Origin of the sequence: Roseovarius salinarum, from assembly GCF_002834145.1 — a bacterium.
Taxonomy (GTDB): Bacteria; Pseudomonadota; Alphaproteobacteria; order Rhodobacterales; family Rhodobacteraceae; genus Roseovarius; species Roseovarius salinarum.
Genome location: NZ_PHNT01000005.1, coordinates 143,300 through 162,417, shown reverse-complemented (window position 1 = coordinate 162,417; position 19,118 = coordinate 143,300). Strand labels below are relative to the sequence as shown.

18 protein-coding genes are annotated in these 19,118 nt (G+C 66.7%); 4 read left to right on the top strand and 14 right to left on the bottom strand.

From position 1 onward, the window contains the following. Positions 1-154 precede the first annotated feature (154 nt). Together CEF10_RS07210 and folD are read left to right on the top strand one after the other, a co-directional pair. Positions 155-1,831, top strand: coding sequence for a formate--tetrahydrofolate ligase (locus CEF10_RS07210; RefSeq protein WP_101067454.1), 1,677 nt, complete (start codon positions 155-157; stop codon positions 1,829-1,831). An 85-nt stretch (positions 1,832-1,916) separates the two neighbouring features. Continuing rightward, on the top strand, positions 1,917-2,834 hold the full coding sequence (gene folD / locus CEF10_RS07205; RefSeq protein ID WP_101067453.1) for a bifunctional methylenetetrahydrofolate dehydrogenase/methenyltetrahydrofolate cyclohydrolase FolD: 918 nt from the start codon (positions 1,917-1,919) through the stop codon (positions 2,832-2,834). 37 nt (positions 2,835-2,871) lie between these two features. On the opposite strand, the gene CEF10_RS07200 is transcribed toward folD, so the two are convergent. Further along, positions 2,872-3,270, bottom strand: a complete 399-nt coding sequence (locus CEF10_RS07200) for a DUF2306 domain-containing protein (protein ID WP_101067452.1) — start codon at positions 3,268-3,270, stop codon at positions 2,872-2,874. A gap of 115 nt (positions 3,271-3,385) precedes the next feature. Here CEF10_RS07200 and CEF10_RS07195 point away from each other — a divergent pair, with 115 nt between their 5' ends. Further along, a complete protein-coding gene (locus CEF10_RS07195; protein WP_101067451.1) occupies positions 3,386-4,120 on the top strand; it encodes a LytTR family DNA-binding domain-containing protein in 735 nt (244 codons plus the stop codon). On the opposite strand, the gene CEF10_RS07190 is transcribed toward CEF10_RS07195, so the two are convergent. Beyond that, a complete protein-coding gene (locus tag CEF10_RS07190; RefSeq protein ID WP_101067450.1) occupies positions 4,117-4,542 on the bottom strand; it encodes a PaaI family thioesterase in 426 nt (141 codons plus the stop codon). The genes CEF10_RS07195 and CEF10_RS07190 overlap by 4 nt on opposite strands. Before the next feature lie 125 nt (positions 4,543-4,667). Here CEF10_RS07190 and CEF10_RS07185 point away from each other — a divergent pair, with 125 nt between their 5' ends. Beyond that, on the top strand, positions 4,668-5,468 hold the full coding sequence (locus tag CEF10_RS07185) for a LytTR family DNA-binding domain-containing protein (protein ID WP_101067449.1): 801 nt from the start codon (positions 4,668-4,670) through the stop codon (positions 5,466-5,468). Here CEF10_RS07185 and pdeM read toward each other — a convergent pair whose 3' ends face one another. From pdeM to CEF10_RS07125, 12 genes are all read right to left on the bottom strand, one after another. Then, positions 5,469-6,131 (bottom strand): ligase-associated DNA damage response endonuclease PdeM, encoded by a 663-nt coding sequence (gene pdeM, locus CEF10_RS07180; protein ID WP_101067448.1) that lies wholly within the window; start codon positions 6,129-6,131, stop codon positions 5,469-5,471. It lies immediately after the preceding gene. A gap of 73 nt (positions 6,132-6,204) precedes the next feature. Then, the gene (locus CEF10_RS07175) at positions 6,205-8,613 is read right to left on the bottom strand and encodes a ligase-associated DNA damage response DEXH box helicase (protein WP_101067447.1); all 2,409 of its coding nucleotides are present in this window, start codon (positions 8,611-8,613) and stop codon (positions 6,205-6,207) included. 88 nt (positions 8,614-8,701) lie between these two features. Continuing rightward, a complete protein-coding gene (locus CEF10_RS07170) occupies positions 8,702-10,015 on the bottom strand; it encodes an ATPase (protein ID WP_101067446.1) in 1,314 nt (437 codons plus the stop codon). A gap of 127 nt (positions 10,016-10,142) precedes the next feature. Continuing rightward, the gene (locus CEF10_RS07165) at positions 10,143-10,643 is read right to left on the bottom strand and encodes a prepilin peptidase (protein ID WP_101067445.1); all 501 of its coding nucleotides are present in this window, start codon (positions 10,641-10,643) and stop codon (positions 10,143-10,145) included. A gap of 25 nt (positions 10,644-10,668) precedes the next feature. Next, positions 10,669-11,517 carry a tetratricopeptide repeat protein gene (locus CEF10_RS07160; protein ID WP_101067444.1) on the bottom strand — a complete coding sequence of 283 codons (849 nt, stop codon included), beginning with the start codon at positions 11,515-11,517 and terminating at the stop codon, positions 10,669-10,671. Between the two features lie 27 nt (positions 11,518-11,544). Beyond that, complete coding sequence (locus tag CEF10_RS07155; protein WP_101067443.1) at positions 11,545-12,105, bottom strand: tetratricopeptide repeat protein; 561 nt, start codon at positions 12,103-12,105, stop codon at positions 11,545-11,547. Between the two features lie 13 nt (positions 12,106-12,118). After that, positions 12,119-13,081, bottom strand: a complete 963-nt coding sequence (locus CEF10_RS07150) for a type II secretion system F family protein (RefSeq protein WP_101067442.1) — start codon at positions 13,079-13,081, stop codon at positions 12,119-12,121. Between the two features lie 15 nt (positions 13,082-13,096). Next, entirely contained in the window at positions 13,097-14,065 is a 969-nt protein-coding gene (locus CEF10_RS07145) for a type II secretion system F family protein (RefSeq protein ID WP_101067441.1), read from the bottom strand. A 7-nt stretch (positions 14,066-14,072) separates the two neighbouring features. Further along, complete coding sequence (locus tag CEF10_RS07140; RefSeq protein ID WP_101067440.1) at positions 14,073-15,524, bottom strand: CpaF family protein; 1,452 nt, start codon at positions 15,522-15,524, stop codon at positions 14,073-14,075. Between the two features lie 14 nt (positions 15,525-15,538). After that, complete coding sequence (locus tag CEF10_RS07135) at positions 15,539-16,768, bottom strand: AAA family ATPase (protein WP_101067439.1); 1,230 nt, start codon at positions 16,766-16,768, stop codon at positions 15,539-15,541. A 259-nt stretch (positions 16,769-17,027) separates the two neighbouring features. Beyond that, positions 17,028-17,681: an OmpA family protein gene (locus tag CEF10_RS07130; protein WP_101067438.1), complete on the bottom strand. Its 654-nt coding sequence runs from the start codon at positions 17,679-17,681 to the stop codon at positions 17,028-17,030. 16 nt (positions 17,682-17,697) lie between these two features. Then, positions 17,698-19,110: a type II and III secretion system protein family protein gene (locus CEF10_RS07125; protein WP_101067437.1), complete on the bottom strand. Its 1,413-nt coding sequence runs from the start codon at positions 19,108-19,110 to the stop codon at positions 17,698-17,700. Between the last annotated feature and the right edge of the window lie 8 nt (positions 19,111-19,118).

Below are 19,118 nucleotides of genomic sequence, written 5' to 3'. Positions count from 1 at the left end.
GCCCTGCGGTCTCTCGTTTCCGATCCGAAACCGCGCTGCGGCATCCCGCCGCAAGCAAATCCGGAAATGTCGGAAACACGATCTGCCGCGCGTGACCGAGCAGCTATAGGGCGTGACAACATCACCCGTCTCCCGGTCAGCACGAGGATAGACCATGAGTTTCAAGTCCGACATCGAAATTGCGCGCGACGCCAAGAAGCAGCCGATCCAGCGGGTCGGAGACAAGCTGGGCATCCCGTCCGATCACCTTCTGCCCTTCGGCCACGACAAGGCGAAGGTCGACCAGGAGTTCATCGACAGCCTCCGGGAACGAGAGGATGGCAAGCTGATCCTCGTGACCGCGATCAACCCGACCCCGGCGGGCGAGGGCAAGACCACGACCACCGTGGGGTTGGGTGACGGGCTCAACCGTATCGGCAAGAACGCCGCGATCTGCATCCGCGAGGCCAGCCTCGGCCCCTGTTTCGGCATGAAGGGCGGCGCCGCGGGCGGCGGATATGCGCAGGTGGTGCCGATGGAGGACATGAACCTTCACTTCACCGGGGATTTCCACGCGATCACCAGCGCAAACAACCTGCTGGCGGCGATGATCGACAACCACATCTACTGGGGCAACGACCAGGACATCGACGAACGCCGCGTCGCCTGGCGCCGGGTGATGGACATGAACGACCGCGCGCTGCGCGACATCGTCGTGTCGCTGGGCGGGGTCGCCAACGGCTTCCCCAGGCAGGGTGGCTTCGACATCACCGTGGCCTCGGAGGTCATGGCGATCCTGTGCCTCGCGACCGATCTGGAGGACCTGCAGCGCCGGCTGGGCGACATCATCGTGGCCTACCGCCGCGACCGCACGGCGGTGACCTGCCGTGACATCAAGGCCGACGGCGCGATGACCGTGCTGCTGAAGGACGCGATGCAGCCCAACCTCGTGCAGACACTGGAGAACAACCCCGCCTTCGTGCACGGCGGGCCGTTCGCCAACATCGCGCACGGCTGCAACTCGGTCATGGCCACCAAGACGGCGCTCAAGCTGGCCGATTACGTGGTGACCGAAGCGGGCTTCGGCGCGGACCTGGGCGCCGAGAAGTTCATGAACATCAAGTGCCGCAAGGCGGGGCTGGCGCCCGATGCCGTCGTGCTGGTGGCCACCGTGCGCGCGATGAAAATGAACGGCGGCGTGGCCAAGGGCGACCTGGGCGAGGAGAACGTCGAGGCGGTCGAACAGGGCTGCGCCAACCTTGGCCGGCACATCGGCAACCTCAAGTCCTTCGGCGTGCCCGTGGTCGTGGCGATCAACCATTTCGCCGGCGACACCGACGCCGAGATCCAGGCGGTGCTTGATTACGTCGAAACCCAGGGCTCCGAGGCGATCCTGTGCAAGCACTGGGCCGAGGGCTCGGCGGGCACCGAGGAGCTGGCCCGGCGCGTGGCCGAGATCGCCGACAGCGGGGTCTCGCAGTTCTCGCCGCTCTATCGCGACGACCTGCCGCTGTTCGAGAAGATCGACCGCATCGCCAAGTCGATCTACCGCGCCGACGAGGTGATCGCCGACAAGAAGGTGCGCGATCAGCTCAAGGCGTGGGAAGACGCGGGCTTTGGCGATCTGCCGGTCTGCATGGCCAAGACGCAGTATTCCTTCAGCACCGATCCGAACCTGCGCGGCGCCCCCGCCGGGCACACCCTGCCCATCCGCGAGGTCCGGCTGAGCGCCGGGGCGGGGTTCGTCGTGGTCATCTGCGGCGAGATCATGACGATGCCCGGGCTGCCCAGCAAACCGGCCGCCGAGTCGATCCGCCTCAACGAGACCGGCGAGGTCGAGGGGCTGTTCTGACCGGCCCCGGCCGGGTTGCACCCCCGCCATGGCCGTGTTTGACCGTGGCGGGGGCGCGAAGCGGGATCTGCGAGGAAGGATTGAGATGACTGCGGAACTCATCGACGGCAAGGCCTTCGCGGCCACCGTCCGCGAAAAGGTGGCGCATCACGTCGCGCGGCTGAAGGAAGACCACCGGATCACGCCCGGGCTTGCCGTGGTGCTGGTGGGCGAGGACCCGGCCAGCCAGGTCTACGTGCGCAACAAGGGCAGGCAGACCGTCGAGGTCGGGATGGAGTCCTACGAACACCGGCTTGACGCCGATACGCCACAGGCTGATCTGCTGGCATTGATCGAGCGGCTGAACAACGACCCTTCGGTGCACGGCATCCTCGTGCAGCTGCCCTTGCCCGATCACATCGACGCCGATCTGGTCATCAACGCCATCGACCCGGCCAAGGACGTCGACGGCTTTCACATCTCCAACGTCGGGCTGCTTGCCACGGGCCAGAAGGCCATGGTGCCCTGCACGCCGCTGGGCTGCCTGATGATGCTGCGCGACCGGCTCGGCAACCTGTCGGGACAGGAGGCCGTGGTCGTCGGCCGCTCCAACATCGTGGGCAAGCCGATGGCACAGCTGTTGCTGCGCGACAGCTGCACGGTGACGATCGCGCACAGCCGCACCCGCGACATCGGCGAGGTCGTGCGCCGCGCGGACATCGTGGTGGCCGCGGTGGGCCGGCCGGGCATGGTCCCGGGCGACTGGATCAAGCCGGGCGCGACGGTGATCGACGTCGGGATCAACCGGGTCGAGGCACCTGAAAAGGGCATGAACGAGGACGGCACGCCCAAGACGCGGTTGGTGGGTGACGTTGATTTCGACAGCGCGGCCCAGGTTGCCGGGGCGATCACCCCCGTTCCCGGCGGCGTGGGGCCGATGACCATCGCCTGCCTGCTGGCCAACACCGTGACCGCCTGCTGCCGCGCCAACGGTCTGTCAGAGCCCGAGGGGCTGACGGCCTGAGACCATTTCGGCGCGGGCCGGTCGCGGGTCCGCGCCCTCAGCCGCCGGTCAGCACGGCGTGCATCACCCGTCCCGGCAGCAGCGTGAAAGCGCCTGCGCCGATAAGCGCGAACCAGACCAGTTGCAGCATTGTTCGCCGGTGATCGCGCACGCGGCGGCGGCGGGCCGCGTAAACGCCGTAGGCCAGCCCCGCCAGCGTGACCGCCGACAGCCCGTGAATCAGGCTGAACGGCCCGAACTGTCCGATGGTGTGGATACGGAAACTGCTGACGGCGATCACACCCATCGCGATCACCCATGTCCAGCCCAGGATGCGGTGCGCCCGCCGGCCGCGGGGCACTGCGAATATTGCCCCGGTCAACGCGAGCGCGCCGAGCGCGGTGAAGGCGTGAAGCTGGATCGCGGCCGTGCTATTGAGAAGCGGATCGAGTGTCATGGCGTGTCATCCCCTGTGCGCGTTCGGGTTGGGTTGGTGCCGTCATGGACCGGTCGCTTCGAAGCGCGCCAGACCGGTTGCGCGAAACGGAAACCGGCTACGTGGGTGACGCGGCATGCAATCTGCGCTTCGTGAACTGCACCGCTGGCGACTGCCGCTGGGAATTTGGGCGATCCTGAGCGTGCTCGCGGGGGTGGCGGGGCCCTTCGGCACCCTCGAGGCGCTCGCGCCTGTGCCGCGACTGGCCTACTGGACCGGGATCGTGGGGCTGTCGGTGTGTCTGGGCGTGCTGGCGGTGCGGCTTTCGTCCGGGCTTTCGGGGTGGCGGGGCGCGGTGGCGCGCCTCGGCTTCTCCTTCGTGCTCGCGCTCGCGATCCACGGTATCAACGCGGCCGTCTTCCTCGGCTGGGGCGGGTGGCGTGACCTGGCCTACATCGTCGGGCTGGTCGCCCTTGTCACGGTGCTTGTCGAGGCGGCGGCGCGGCTGTTGCAGCCCGTGCGGGCGCCGCGGGAAACGACCGCCCCGCCGCCATCGCCCGCGGACGCGTTCCAGCGCCGTCTGCCGCTCGACAAGCGGGGGCCGCTGATCCGCATCGAGGCGCAGGATCACTACCTTCTGGTCGTGACAGAGGCCGGGCAGGCCCTGATCCTGCTGCGACTGGCCGACGCCGAATCGGAACTGGAGGGGGCCGGCGGTCTGCGTGTCCACCGCTCGCACTGGATCTCGATCCGGCACGCCCGGGGGCACAGGCGCAACGGCAGCCGCGACCTGATCGAGATGTCGGACGGGGCCGCGATTCCGGTCAGCCGCTCATGCAAGCCCGCCGCGCGGGCGGCCGGCCTGCTCTAGCCCGTCTCGACCGGGATCATCGTGCCCGTCAGCAGCGCCACCTGGCGTTCGGCCCCGTCGTCGGGCCGCGCATGTACCTCCGCCTGCACCACGACCAGCCGCCGGCCCGGCTTGATCACACGGCCGCGCGCAACAAGCACCGGGCCGGCGGCGGGGGTGAGCAGGTTGATCTTCATCTCGGCGGTCAGCACTTCGCAATCGGGCGGCATTACCGTCAGCGCGGCATAGCCCGCCGCGCTGTCGCCGATCGCGAAGGTCAATCCGGCATGGGCATAGCCCTGCTGCTGGCGGCTGCCGGGCAGGATCGGCGCCTCGATCTGCGCGGTGCCCTGACCAAGCCCGGTCAGACGTGCGCCCAGCGTCTGCATCATGGACTGCGCCTCGAAGCTGGCGCGGATGCGTCCCTCGTCATCGGGGGTCATCTGCCGCGTCTCCCTGTTATTGCCTGCGGCCCCGATCACACAACATCGCGTTGCGTCGCGCCAGCGCTATATTATTATGCACGAACGAGATTTTGGTATTGCAAGTTTATGGTGTGGAGTTTCGAGTGCAGATTTCGCTTTGGAAAAGAATTCGCGCGTCCCTGTCGGACACCTTCCAGACGATCCTGTCGCCGCTGACGGTTTTCTTTTGGGGGATCCTGATCGTCATCGCCGTGCTGGCCCAGCCATTCGGCACCGACTGGCTGATGGCGCCGGTTGCGCGCGTGGCGTACTGGGCGATCATCGTCACGAGCGGGATCCTGCTCGGCTATGCCGTGCGGTCCGTGACAGCGGCGCTTGTGTCGCAGACCCGGCCGCTTCTCTTCGACGTGACGGCGATCGTGATGATGACCACGGTTTTCACCCCCTGGGCCTGGATCTGCAAGCGCTTGTTCATGCTGCCCGGGTTGGAGCAGGGGGGCGGCATCTGGCGCACGCTGTTGCATGTCGCGGTGCTGTCGCTGGCCGTCTTCGTGGGGCGTCGGCTGATCCCCGGGCTTGAACCGGGCAGCTACCTCAACCCCGTTGCCGCATCGGATACGCCGCGCGAACCGCGGCTGCATCGCCGACTCAGGCACGAGAGCCGCGGCCCCGTGCTGCGCCTGGCGGCGGACGGGCATTTCGTCGAGGTCGTGACCGAGGCGGGCACCGATCGGTTGCGCATGCGGCTTGCCGACGCCATCGAGGAGATGGAGCCCGTCGACGGCCTGCGCACCCACCGGTCGCACTGGGTGGCGGTGAGCGCCGTGGTTGCACTGGAACACGACGACAACGGCCGTCCAACGGCGGTTCTGCACAACGGCGACCGGGTGCCCGTCAGCCGGCGGTACCATGCCCAGGTCACCGAGATCGCCGGGTCCGGATGATCACCGCCGCATCGGGATGGGGCATGGCACCGGACCGGTGAGGACCGCCAGGGCCTCGTCGCGCATCAGGTCCGTCAATACCGCGTCATCGCTTCTCAGGCCGCCGGTATAGGTGCCGTAGGCCGGCATCACCACCCGGTCACCGTCGATCAGGAAAGCCCGCCGCGTGATGCGACCGCCCCTCAGGGTCAGCGTGACCTTGGGGTGATAGTGCCCCGAAAGTTCGCCGCTCGCGCCCGGCTGGGCGACGTGGCGGAAGGTCAACGGCGGCATGGGCATCTCGGCAATGTGGGTGCCGCCCAGGTCCACCGGGCCGGGGTCGTGGTTGCCTTCGATCCAGACCCACCTGCGGCCGGCCTGCAGCGACGCGATCCAGAGCTTCTCGTCCTCCGACAGTGCCGCGGCGGCGGCGCTGTCATCGAAACTGTCGCCCAGGCAGATGACGGTGCCCGCCCCGGTGCCGCGCAGGTCCGCCTCCAGCCGGGCCAGCGTGTCGCGGGTCTCGTAGGGCGGCAGCGGAGGCTCGCCCCGGCGTGCGCGGCGTTCGGATTTGCCCAGGTGCAGGTCCGAGACGCACAGCAACCCGCGGGCGGGCCAGTGCAGCGCCCCCGACCCCAACGCCACCAGACGCGCGCCTGCAAGGGTGAAATCGTAACCGTTCATGCTGCGTTCTTGTCGCGCGGTGCGCGCGGCGATGCAAGCCCGGCGTGGCCCGTGGGCGCGCGCGTCGCCGGTCTCAGGGCGCCAAGCCGGCCTCGGCCATCAGCTTTCGGGCTTCCTCGGTCAGAAGCCGTTCGGTCCCCGCGCCCTCCACCGGGGTGCGGCCGGCCTCCAGAAGCAGTGGCGCGGCCAGCGGCGTGACGCGCGGCAATGTTGCGTGGTCGATCCGGCCGGCAACCCGTGCCAGCATCTCCTCGATGCGCCCGAAATCGACGAGACCGCGCATCGCCTCGGTGCGGGTGACGCGCATCAGCAGGTGGTCCGGGTCGTATTTCGCCAGAGTGTCGTACAGGATGTCCGAGGAAAACGTCGCCTGGCGCCCCGACTTGCGCGTGCCGGGCGCGTTGCGCTGGATCAGCCCGGCGATGGTGGCCGAGGCGCGGAAGGTGCGTTTCATCACCGCGTTGCCCTGCAGCCACCGCTCCAACCCCTCGCGCAGCGCGTCAGGCTCCACCAGCGGGGCGGGATCGGTGACCTGTTCCAGCCCCCAGATCAGCGTGGCATAGTCTGTGGCGACGAACCCGAGCGGCGCGAGCCCGGTTTCCTCCATCCGCTTGGTCAGCAACAGCCCCAGTGTCTGTTGCGCGTTGCGCCCGGCGAAGCCGTAGACGCAGGTGTGCGCGCGGCCCGCGTGCGGGAAGCTTTCGACCAGCAGGCGGCCCCGGCGCGGCAGGTGCGACAACTCCCTTTGCAGCGCGAGCCAGTCGCGCGTGTGGGCCGGCAGATCCGGCCAGTCGTCCTGCGCCAGCTTGTCAAGAATCCGGTCGGACAGCTGCGTCGAGGTGGCGAACTTCGTGCCCATGAAGGTCGCGATCCTGGGCGGGCGGCCCCGGTCGCGGCTGACTTCGACCGTCATCTCGCGCAGGCTTTCGAAGCGCACCGTCTGGCCGCCGATCAGGAAGGTGTCGCCGGGGGTCAGCGTGGCCGCGAAGCCTTCCTCGACCTCGCCCAACGGTCGTCCGCCGCGGCTGCGCTTCATGCGCACCGCCACCGTGTCACTGTCCTGGATCGTGCCGATGTTCATCCTGATCAGCCGCGCCGCGCGCGGGTCACGCAGATGCCAGCGGCCGTCGCCGCCCTGTTTCAGCCGCCGCCACTGATCGTAGGCCCGCAACGCGTAGCCCCCCGTGGCGCAAAAATCGAGGCAGGCGTCGAAATCGGCGCGCGAGAGGCCGGCATAGGGGCCGGCGGTGGTGACCTCGTCGAAAAGCGTGTCGGCATCGAACGGCCCGGCGCAGGCGGCGATCAGGATGTGCTGGCACAGCACGTCGAGCGGCCCCGGCCCGCGCGGGGCGCCATCGAGCGCGCGGGCGCGGACGGCCTGCAAGGCGGCGTGACACTCGACAACCTCGAAGCGGTTGGCCGGCACCAGCAGCGCCCTGGACGGGGCGTTGTAGCGGTGGTTGGCCCGCCCGATCCGCTGCACCAGCCGCTTGACGTTCTTGGGCGCGCCCACCTGGATCACCAGATCGACGTCGCCCCAGTCGATGCCGAGGTCCAGGCTGCCGGTGCAGACGATGGCGCGCAGGTCACCACGGGCCATCGCGGCCTCGACGCGCGCGCGCTGGTCGCGATCAAGGCTGCCGTGATGGATTCCGATGGGCAGGCCCGCGTCGTTGGCCAGCCACAGATTGTGGAAGAAGATCTCGGCCTGTGCGCGGGTGTTGTGGAAAACCAGCGTCGTCCGGTGCGATTTTATCTGCTGCAGCACGGCATCGACGGCATGCGCCGCGCCGCCACCCGCCCAGGGCGGGGCGGCGTCGGTTTCCAGCATGGCGATGTCGGGCGCCGGGCCGGGATCGGCCTCGACCACGGCGCATCGGTTCGGCGCGCGGGCCAGCAGGCGTGCGACGTCCTGCGGATCCTCGACGGTGGCCGACAGCCCCACCCGGCGCAGCCCGGGGCACAGCGCGTCCAGCCGCGCCAGCGCCAGCGCCAGCTGGTCGCCGCGCTTTGATTCCGCCATTGCGTGGATTTCGTCGATCACCACCCGTTCGAGCCCCGCGAAGATGCGTGGCGCGTCGGGGTAGCTTGTCATGAGCGCGAGGCTTTCGGGCGTCGTCAGCAGGATCTGTGGCGGATCAGCCCGCTGGCGCCGCTTTGCCGAAGACGGCGTGTCGCCGGTGCGGTCCTCCACCCGGATCGGCAGCCCGGCCTCGGAGATGGGGGTTTCGAGGTTGCGGCGAATGTCCGCTGTCAGCGCCTTGAGTGGCGAGACGTAGAGCGTGTGCAGGCCCTGTCGGGGCGCTTCCGCCAGCTCGGCCAGCGTGGGCAGGAACCCCGCCAGCGTCTTGCCACCGCCGGTGGGCGCGATCAGCAGAAGCGCCGGTTCGCCCGCCCGCGCGAGCATCTCGCGCTGGTGGGGGTGCAACGCCCAGCCGCGCGCGGCGAGCCAGTCGGAGAGGGAATCGGGCAACCGGTCCATCCCGGTGATGTAGGCACCGGAAACGGATTTTCACAAAGTTCCTGGCCGGGCCTTGCGACGGGACGTGCGCGCAGCGGCGGGCGATGCGTTACTTCACGATCGTCTCGTCGCGGACGAACATGTTGCCCCAGGCCCGGTCGATCAGTTCCGGTGTCATCTGATAGGGGATTCCCTCGAACTCGCAGATGGCGATCATCTGGTCGATCAGGAAAACCGGCTGGTAATTGGCATAGACGTTGCCGATCTCGGGATACCTGTTCTGGAGCAAGTGCAACAGCGCCTTTTCGTCCAGCGGAATCTTCTTCTTGCGGGCCACCAGCGCGAAGATCTTGAGGAAATCCTCCTGGCAGGGGCCGTCGATCTTGATCTTGTAGAAGATCCGGCGCAGCGCGGCCTGGTCGAAAATCTCGTTGGGATGAAAGTTGGTGGAGAAGATCGCCAGCGTGTCGAAGGGCACCTCGAACTTCTCGCCCGATTGCAGGGCCAGGATGTCCTTGCTTTCTTCCAGCGGCACGATCCAACGGTTGACCAGGTTCTGCGGCGGCTCCGTCTGGCGGCCGAGGTCGTCGACGATGAAGATGCCGCCCGTCGATTTCAGCTGCAGCGGCGCCTGATAGGTCCGCGCCGTCGGATTGTAGACCAGGTCGAGCATGTCGAGCGTCAATTCGCCCCCCGTCACCACGGTTGGCCGTTCGCAGCGCACATAGCGTGCGTCGAAGGTGCGGCGCCGGCGCAGGGCGTTGGGGTCGTCGCCGCCCTGGTCCACCGCGGTGTGCACGATCGGGTCGTAAACCGTTATCACCTGCCCGGAGTACTCGATCGCGCGCGGCACGTAGATGTGATCGCCGATCGCGTCGCGGATGCCGTTGGAGATCGACGACTTGCCGTTGCCCGGGGGGCCGTACATCAGGATCGAACGGCCGGCGCCGACGGCCGGACCGAGATTGTCGAGCAGGTCCTTGGGCAGCACCAGATGGCCCATTGCCTGCTGCAGCTGTTCGCGCGTGATCTTGTTGTCGCGGATCGACTGGCGCTTGACCTGCACCGCGTAGTCGGACAGCGGCACCGGCATGGCCCCGAAGTATTCCGATTGCGAAAGCGCATCCAGCGCGCGCGATTTGCCGGCATCGGTGAGGTCATAGCCCATCTCGTTGCCCGAGTTGGCATTGAGCGTGCCCGTCGCCTGCAGCAACTGCTGGCCGCGCGCCATGTCGATGAGTTCCTGCGTGACCGCCGTCGGCAGGCAGATGGTCGCGGCGATGTCGGTGACGGTATCGACGTTCTTGCGGAAGATCGTCTTGAGCAGGATGTCGCGCATCATGACCGGCGGCAGGTTTATGTCCTGCAGCGTGGCGGGCGTCGGGGGCGGCTGCACGCCGCCTTTGGGCGCTTGCATGTTCATTGCCGTGGAACTCTCCGGTCGAGCTTGTTCGGTAAGGCGGCCTTGCCGGGGCTACCCGTAGCGGAAGGATCGCGGCGAAAGATGCAGAAATTATGGTTGCATGCGGGCGATCAAGCGGCGCGCTGCCTCAGCTGCCGTAGGCCGCGCCAAGGCCGAGGTAGATCGCCAGTGTGCCCGCCAGCGCCAGCCCCATCGGGAAGTCCCGGCCGCGTGACCAGCTCTCCCAGTCCGGCGCCAGCCGCCGCAGCGCGGTGTGCTTGGCCAGGCGGTGCGTGGCGAACGCGGCGAGAAGGCTCGCGGTGAAGATGATGCAAAGCAGCACGACGTCGCCCAAGGCGATGAAGGGGGCGGCGGCGGCGGCGAACTTGGCATCCCCTGCGCCCATCAGCCCCGCGGCGTTGGCGATGATGCCTGCCGCGAGAACCACGGCCAGATGCAAAAGCCGCCACGGATAGTCCGACAGCGGTATCGCCAGAAGCCCCACGGCGACGAAAACGCCGACCAGCGCCAGCACCGCCTTGTTGGGAATGCGCATGCGGCTCAGGTCGCTCCAGGCGACCCAGAAACAGATGGGCAGGACGAAGGGCAGGAACCAGAGCGCCTCGGTGCCGGTGATCTGCAGGGCCATGCGTGCGCTCCGAACCTCAGGCGCTTCAGGACTGCTCGAGCGCGCGCAGGCTGCGCACGGCGGCTTCGAAGTGTTGCGGGTGGGTTTCGATCGCGTCGCGCATGAGTCCCTTGCCGATCTCCGTGTCGCCCTGTTTCACGGCGGACAGCCCCATCGTGTAAAGCAGTTGCGCGCGTTCGGTCTGGTCGATCGGCAGGACCGGCATGGCGTATTTCTTCTGGGCCGCGCGCGCGAGGATCAGGTTGTTCTTGGCGGTGAAGATCGAATCGTCCTGGCGGATGGCATCGGCAAAGAGCTTCTCGGCCTCGGCGTAGTCGCCGCGGGTCAGCTTGGAATACCCCCAGTTGTTGAGGACGCCGGCCGGTTTCGTGGTCAGTCCGACGGCGGTTTCGTAGAAGCTGTCGGCCTTGTCCCATTCCTTGTTGCTGTCGGCGACCATCGCCTCCAGCCGGTAGCGCTTGTACGTCTCGAACGTCGGCGGCACCTCGTCGAGAACCGCGTCCGCCTTGTCCCAGTCATTGTTTCGGATCAGCGCGTCGGCCAGGTCCACCTTGTCCTCGTGCGTGGCGTCCTCGTGCGCGTTGACCTTTTTCCAGGCGGAAATGGCCTCGGCATGGCGCTTGGCGCGGACGAGGGATTTGGCCAGCCCGCGCCGCAGGTCGATGCGATCGGGCTGTTCCTTGCTGGCGCGCTGGAAATAGGTGACGGCCTCGTTGGGGTCGGCCACCTCGAGCATGACGTCGTTCAGGTTCGTTTCATCGACCACGTTGACGTTCTGGAACGCGCGGTCCACGTCGTTGCCGCCGGGTTTCTGGCAGGCGGACAGGGCAAGCGTGCCCGCCACACACAGGGTCAGGAGGATGGAGTGGCGCATTTCGCGTCCTTTGCTGCTCTCGCCTCGTCACGGTATCTGGCGGATCAGGAAGTCGCTGCTGCCCCGCCGTACCAGTTTGTATTCTTGTTCGCTGTCGTCATCATAATAGGAATTTTCGTTTTTTTCGAGGGCCAAGCGCAAATTATCGCGAATCGCCGTGCTCGCGCCGTTGTCGAGGGCGAAGGCGCGGCGGAACACCTCTGCCGCCTCGGCGGTCTCTCCCTTTTCCATCAGCACGACGCCGAGGTTGTTCCAGGCCTGGGGTGCCGTGTCGTCGCGTTCGATCGCGCGGCGCAACAGCCGCTCGGCTTCGCCCAGCCGGCCAAGACCGATGTTGGCGCTGCCCATTGCCGTCAACACGTCGTGCGTCATGCCGCGATCCACGGCGGCGCGTTCGAAGGCATCGAGCGCCGCCTCGTGCTCGCCCGCGCGCACCAGGCGGTGCCCCACCACCATCGGGTCCACCGTTTGTCCGCTGCGGGCCACGCCGGGGGCGAAGGGGCCGCTTTTGTCAGGCGGTGCCGGTGCCGCGTCGCATGCAGCGAGCGCGGCGGCGGCGGACAGAACGGCGGCGAACCTGCGTGCCATGCGTTTCCCGGGCCTACTTGGACATCTCCATCAGCTCCATGATGCCCAGCACCGACGGGCCGACCAGGATGATCAGCAATGGCGGCACTGTAAACATCATCGTTGCCAGTGTCATCTTCGTGGGCACCTTGTTGGCCTTTTCCTCGGCGCGCATGACGCGCTTGTCGCGCATTTCGCCGGCGTAGACGCGCAGCGCCTCCGCGATCGAGGTTCCGAAGGTCTGCGACTGGACCAGCACGGTGACGAAACTCGAGACGTCCTGCACCCCGCATCGTTCCGACAACTCGCCCAGCACGGCCGGTTTGTCGCGCCCGGCCTTGATCTGGTAGGCGACGATCTCGAATTCCTCCGACAACGCTGGGAAGGAGTTGCGGATTTCGCGCGCCACGCGGATGATCGCCTGGTCCATGGACTGCCCCGCCTCGACGCAGACAAGCATCATGTCCAGCGCGTCCGGAAAGCCGTTGGTGATTTCCTCCTGCCGCTCCTGCTGGCGCTTGGTGACCCAGTATTTCGGCAGGTAATATCCCACGCCCGCCGGGCCGAGGATGTAGAGGATCATCTGCTGCGTCGATGTCTCGCCCCCGGACTTGAACAGCAGGTAGTAGGTCACGCCGGCGACAAGGAGCCCCAACCCGAGGGCGAACTGCGCGAAGTGGAAATAACGCACCGCGTCGCGGTGACGGTAACCCGCCTGCATCAGCGTGGTGCGGATTGCCGAAAGCTGCTGTTCATCCTGCGGCTCGAGGAAGCTGGCGTATTTGTCCAGCTTGTCGTTGCGTCCCGACGCGCGCAGCCTCTGCTGGTCGCCGGAGGTCTTCCTGTCGGGTTCCTGTGATTTCTTCAGTTTTTCGAGCGGGTCATTCCGCCCGTTCAGCAGGTACGGCAGGGTCAGCAGGATCATCAGCACGCCCAGCGTGCCCACTGCGATCAGCGGTCCGAACGGGCCAAGCATGTCGGTCAGGATCTGCATCATGGTTCCGCGTGCCCCCTAGACCTTGATGTTGGTGAGAATGCGCATCGCCACCAGATTGGCGACGAGGAAAACACCCACGACGAGGCAGGCCGGCACGAAAAAGGGGTGCTCCATCGCTTCATCGTAGTAGTGCGGGTCGAGGATGTTGATGCCCACGAGCGCCACGAAGGGGAACCCCGAAAGGAACTTGCCCGACCATGCTGCCTCGGCCGTGAGGGCCTTGACCCTTCGGAACAGCCGGAAGCGCGCGCGGATCACCCGGGCCAGTCCGGCCAGGATCTCGGCAAGGTTCCCGCCCGATTGCTGCTGGATCGTGACCGCCACGGCAAGGAATCGCAGGTCCTGCAAGTCGAGCCTTTCGGCCATGTCCTTGAGCGCGTCACCCATCTCGCGGCCATAGGCGGCCTCATCGGCGATGATGCCGAACTCGGTCGCCAGCGGATCGGCGACTTCCTTGGCGACGATGCTGATTGCCGAGGAGAACGGATGGCCCACCCGCAGGCTTCGCACCATCAGTTCGATCGCGTCGGGCAGCTGCTCCTCGATCAGGCCCATGCGCTTCTTGGCCTTCGAGCTGACCCACATGAAAACACCGCCCACGCCCATGGCCACCGAGACCAGAAGGCGGACGGGCAGGGCGGTGCCGGTACCCAGCGTCAGCCCGATGAAGGCCACCACGCTAAGCGCGGCCATGATCATGACCAGTTGCTTGGGAGAAAAGGCGATCGCGGCCTTCTGCGCCTTTACCGACAGGATCGAGTAGAGCGGCACGCGTTGCGACTTGAGGTGCTGGCGCATCTCCTTGCGCAGTTGCTCCATCACCTCTTCGCGCCGGCCGCCCTTCTCGAGCATCTCCAGCCGGCGGTTCACGCGGTTGTTCAGGCTGATCGACCGGCCGAAGACGGTCAGGTACAGCCCTTCCACGAGGACGAGCACGCCCACGAAGATGAGCCCGTAGATAATCGGTTCCGCACCAAGCGTCATTTCCGCATCACTCCGGCGAGACCTGTTCGTAGATATCGGGTGGCAGGTCGTAGCCCCACAGCCTGAACCGCTCCGTGTAATTCGAGCGTACGCCGTTGCCGGTGAAGTGGCCCACGATCTTGTTTTCCGGTGTCATGCCGGTGCGCTGGAAGCGGAAGATCTCCTGCATCGAGATCACGTCGCCCTCCATGCCGGTGATCTCGGTGATCGAGGTCATCCGGCGCGAGCCGTCCTGCAGGCGGCTGGCCTGCACGATCAGGTTGACGGCGCTGGCGATCTGGCTGCGCACCGCCTTGATCGGCATCTCGATTCCGGCCATGGCCACCATGTTTTCGAGGCGGCTGATGGCGTCGCGGGCGTTGTTCGCGTGGATCGTGGTCATCGAGCCGTCGTGGCCGGTGTTCATGGCCTGCAGCATGTCGATCACCTCTTCGCCGCGTGTCTCGCCGACGATGATGCGGTCGGGGCGCATCCGCAGGGCGTTCTTGATACAGTCGCGTGCCGTGACCTCGCCCTTGCCCTCGACGTTGGGGGGACGCGTTTCCATCCGTCCGACGTGAACCTGCTGAAGCTGCAGTTCCGCCGTATCCTCGATGGTCAGGATCCGTTCGGAATGGTCGATGAAGCTCGACAGCGCGTTGAGCGTCGTGGTCTTGCCCGAACCCGTGCCGCCCGAGACGATCACGTTGAGCCGGCAGGCCACCGCCGCCTGAAGGTAGGCGGCCATCTCTTCGGAAAAGGCACCGAAACGCACGAGGTCGTCGATACCCAGCTTGTCCTTCTTGAACTTGCGGATCGACACGAGGCTGCCATCGACCGCGACGGGCGGCACCATGGCGTTGAAACGCGAACCGTCGGCCAGGCGCGCGTCGACATAGGGGTTGGATTCGTCGACGCGGCGCCCCACCGCCGAGACGATCTTGTCGATGATGCGCAGCAGGTGCTTTTCATCCTTGAAGGTGACATCGCTGAGTTCCAGCTTGCCGTCCCGCTCGATGAAGATCTGTTGCGGCCCGTTGACCAGGATATCCGAGACCGTATCGTCGTTGAGCAGTGTCTGCAGCGGGCCCAGCCCGCGCACCTCGTCATAGAGTTCCTGCGTGAGCTGACCGCGATCCTCGCGGTTCAGCACGATGCCCTTCTCCTCGAGCACCTCGTTGGCGATCGACCCGATCTCGGCGCGCAGATCGGCTTCGCTGGCGGTTTCGATCGCCGACAGGTTCAGGTTGTCGAGCAGGGAGCGGTGAAGCTCCAGCTTGATTTCGGCCAGGCGCTCCTTGCGCTTGCGTTCCTTGTCTTGCGGCGCGGGCTTCGCGGGCTGCGCCTGGGGAGGACGGCGCAGGATCTGACGTGGCGCCTCCTGCACCGTGGACGCCGAGGCTTCGGCCGGCGGCCCTTCGGCGGCTTTCGTCGCCGGCTTTGCCCCGGTTTGCGCGGCCTTCTTGTAGCGTGAGAACATGCCGGGCGTCCTTTCTATGCGGCGTCGGCGTCATCGCGGCCCAGCGCGTGCAACGACTGGGCCAATTTCGCGATCTCGCGGCGCAGCGGGTTCTTGGGCGCGGACTCGCCCAGCGGTTTGCCGTGGTCCGCGCATTGCGCGACTGTCCGGCCGCCATCGGGCAACTGCAACTCGATCCCGATCTCGAGGCTTTCCGCCATGCGTTTGACGCGTGCCTTGCCGTTAAGGTCGGTGAACTTGGGCGCGCGATTGAGGCAATAGCGCAGCTTGTCGAACGGCAGATCCTCGGATTGAAGTGCGCGCTTGAGCCGGAGCGTGTTCTGGGCCGATCGCATCTCGAGTTCGAGCGTCGCGAAATAGACATGTGCCGAGGTCAGAACCGTTTCGCTCCACTGCACCAGCGTCGTGGGCACGTCCACGAGCACGTAGTCGAAGCTCGCACGGGCCATTTCGAGCACACGGCCGACGTCCTCGGGCGTGATGAAGTCCAGCGGCAGGATGTCCGCCGGAGCCGTGAGCACCCACATGCGCTCCTCATAGGAGGACAGCGCCTGGCGGAACACGTCTTCATCGACCGACTCCATGTCCGACCACATCTCGTAGACGGCGTCGCGCCGGGGCAGGTCCAGGTAGGTGGCGACGGATCCGAACTGAAGGTCGAGGTCGATGATGCAAACCCGGGGCGGGTCCGATTTCTCGATGGTCGCCAGTTCCCAGCCGAGGTTCACCGCCAGCGTCGTGGCGCCGGTGCCGCCGGCCAGCCCGTGCACCGCCATGAGAACGCCGTCGCGGTTGTCGCCGCCGGGCGCTTGCTGCGCGGTCGTCGGTGCGGGCTCCTGCGGCGGGGCTGCGGGGGCCCGCAGGCGGTCTATGGCTGCCTGCAGTTCGTTCTCGGGAAGAGGGTAGGGAACGAATTCGTCCGCCCCCTGCCGCAGAAGCTGGTGCAGGGCCGCCGGGCTGACATCCTCGGCGATGAGGATGACCTTGATGTTCTTGGCCTTCGCGGCGGTGATGATCTCGCCCAGCATCAGCAGGTCGGCCTCGTCGGTCTCATCGACGGCCAGCGCAACGAATTCGAGGGCGTCGGCCTCCGGCTGCTTGAAAAAGGCCAGCGACTCGGAAAACCCCAGATCCCCCCAGGAATCGCCGAGCGCGGTTTCCATGTCCTCGATCAGCAGATCAAAGTTCTGCACGTCACGGCTGATCGTGCACGCGGTGATCGGATCCGGATCGTGGTGCTGCATGGCGCTACTCGTCAAATCCTTTCGGCCCGGCGGGCCTTTCACACGTCTGCCGCGCTTCCGCGACCGCCGAGCGCCATGGCAGCGCTGACGACGGTGGCGTTGGCGATTGCATCGGTCTGGGCCGGACTCACTCTTCGTTATGTCCAGAAAGTCGCTGACAATCTGGGCAACATTTGGGCTAAAAAACCGAAATTGTGCGAAGTGTCGGGACGATGGATGCCACTGTTCGGGCGTGCGCACACATCTCTTGCCGGTGCGGTTACTGCGCCGCCTCGCCCCCTGCGTCGTCACCCACCATCATCAGTTCAGATGCCGGTGCGGCACTCTTGACGTACTCGCGGTAGACGACCTCCGCGTAGCGGCCGTCCATGACGGTTGGGTGTGACCTGACGAAACCCGAGACCTCCGTCACGGTGCGGCGGTTGCGCCGCTCGCGCCCCTGGGCCACGATCAGCGGCTGCGTTTCGCCGTAGGAAACGACGGCCTCGAGCCGGTCCCTGCTGATGCCCTGGCTGCCCAGGAAGCGCACCACGGCCTGTGCACGGCGAAGCCCCAGCCGCTTGTTGTAGGCCGCGCTGCCCACCGCGTCGGTGTGGCCGTAGACCCGGAACCGCACCTCGGGGAACTGACGGATCCAGTGCGCCTGCTCGCGCAGGGTGTCGCGGGCGCCGGCATCCAGCTGCGCGGAGTTGAAGGCGAAGTTCACCGTGCTCATCACCTCGTTGGCGAACCGAGACGACAGGTCGAGCACGTACTGTTTCTCGCCGGTCATGAACTGTGTGTTGTTCATGTTCGCGGTGCCGAAACTGCCCCCGTCAACGAGCGACCCCGCCTCGGAATAGGAACGGTAGACATCGCCGGTGCCGCAACCGGCTACCGCGGCGACGGCGGCGAGTGACAGGAGATGTTTCATGGGCACCTGCATCGGGTCAGTCCATCACGTAGCCGTAGGAGCCGTCGAAATCCTGCTTGGCGACTTCGCCGGCGGGCCCGCCCTGCGGGGCGGCCTCGCGCGCGACCCGGCCGTTGAGGAACAGGTCGGCCTCCGAGGGCGGCCTGACGCGGTCGGTGGGCAGCGTCAGCGCCTCGCCGCGCGTGGGTGTCACGAGGTGCGCTGAAACGATGATCACCAATTCCGTCTGCGCGCGCTGGTAGTCGGCGCTGCGGAACAGCGCGCCCAGAACGGGCACGTCGCCCACCCAGGGCACCTGGCCGCTGCTGTCGCGGAAATCGTCCTTGAGCAGCCCGGCGATGGCAAAGCTCTCGCCGTCGCGCATCTCGACGGTGGTCGAGGTCTCGCGGCGCGTGAAGCCCTGGATCGAAAGCCCGTTTGCAAGCTGGATCGAGTTGGCGGCGTTGTTGTCGAGTTCGGAAACGGCGGCCGCGAGTTCGAGGTTGATCACGCCGTCCCCCACGACGCGGGGCACGAAGTCGAGTTCCACGCCGAAGGGTTTGAATTCCACGGTGATTTCGTCGCCTTCCTGTGCGACCGGGACCGGGTACTCGGCGCCGGCCAGGAACCGTGCCTCCTGTCCCGACAGGGCGGTCAGGTTGGGTTCGGCCAGTGTGCGCACCACGCCCTTTTCTTCCAGCGCCTGAAGCAGGATGCCCACCTGCGCCGCGCCCGCGTCGAGGCCGAAGAACGCCGCCCCGGTGTTGCTTCCCGGCGAGATGCTGGCCCCCCGCCCGGCGGTGGACAGGTTGTTGGTGGCCAGGCCGGCACCGCTGTCGGACTGCGTCGAGAACCCGTCGATCGCCAGGGATGTCGAGAACTTCTTGGACACGCTGCGCTGCATCTCCGCGAAGCGGACCTTGAGCATGACCTGCTGAACCCCGGCCACCGACATCAGGTTCGACACGCGCTCGGGCGCGTAGCGTTCGGCAAGGTCGAGCGCGCTTTGCATGTTGGACTTGCTTGAGACGGTGCCCGACAGCACGATGCCGTCGTTGGCCGTGCGGACCTCGATCTTTTCATCGGGAAGGATCTGGCGCAGGCGTTCCTTGAACTCGGAGACATCCGCGGACACGCGTACCGTGACATGGGTGATCAGCTGGCCCTGCGCGTCCAGCAGCGTCAGTGTCGTTCGGCCGGGCGCCTTGCCCAGGACGTAGATCGTGCGATCCGAAAGGGTGGAAAAATCGGCGATCGAGGGGTTGGCGATGCTCAGTTCCGCGAAAGGCACATCGCTTTCGACGACGACCGCTCGGTTCATCGGAACGCTCAGGTCACGCGCGGTTCCCTTGCGCACGACGTGCAGCGTCTCTGCGCCCGCGGGCACGGCAAGCGGCCCGGCACACAGGCACGCAAGCGCCAAGGCCTTGAAAAGTTTCCGCAATTTCATGTGACCTG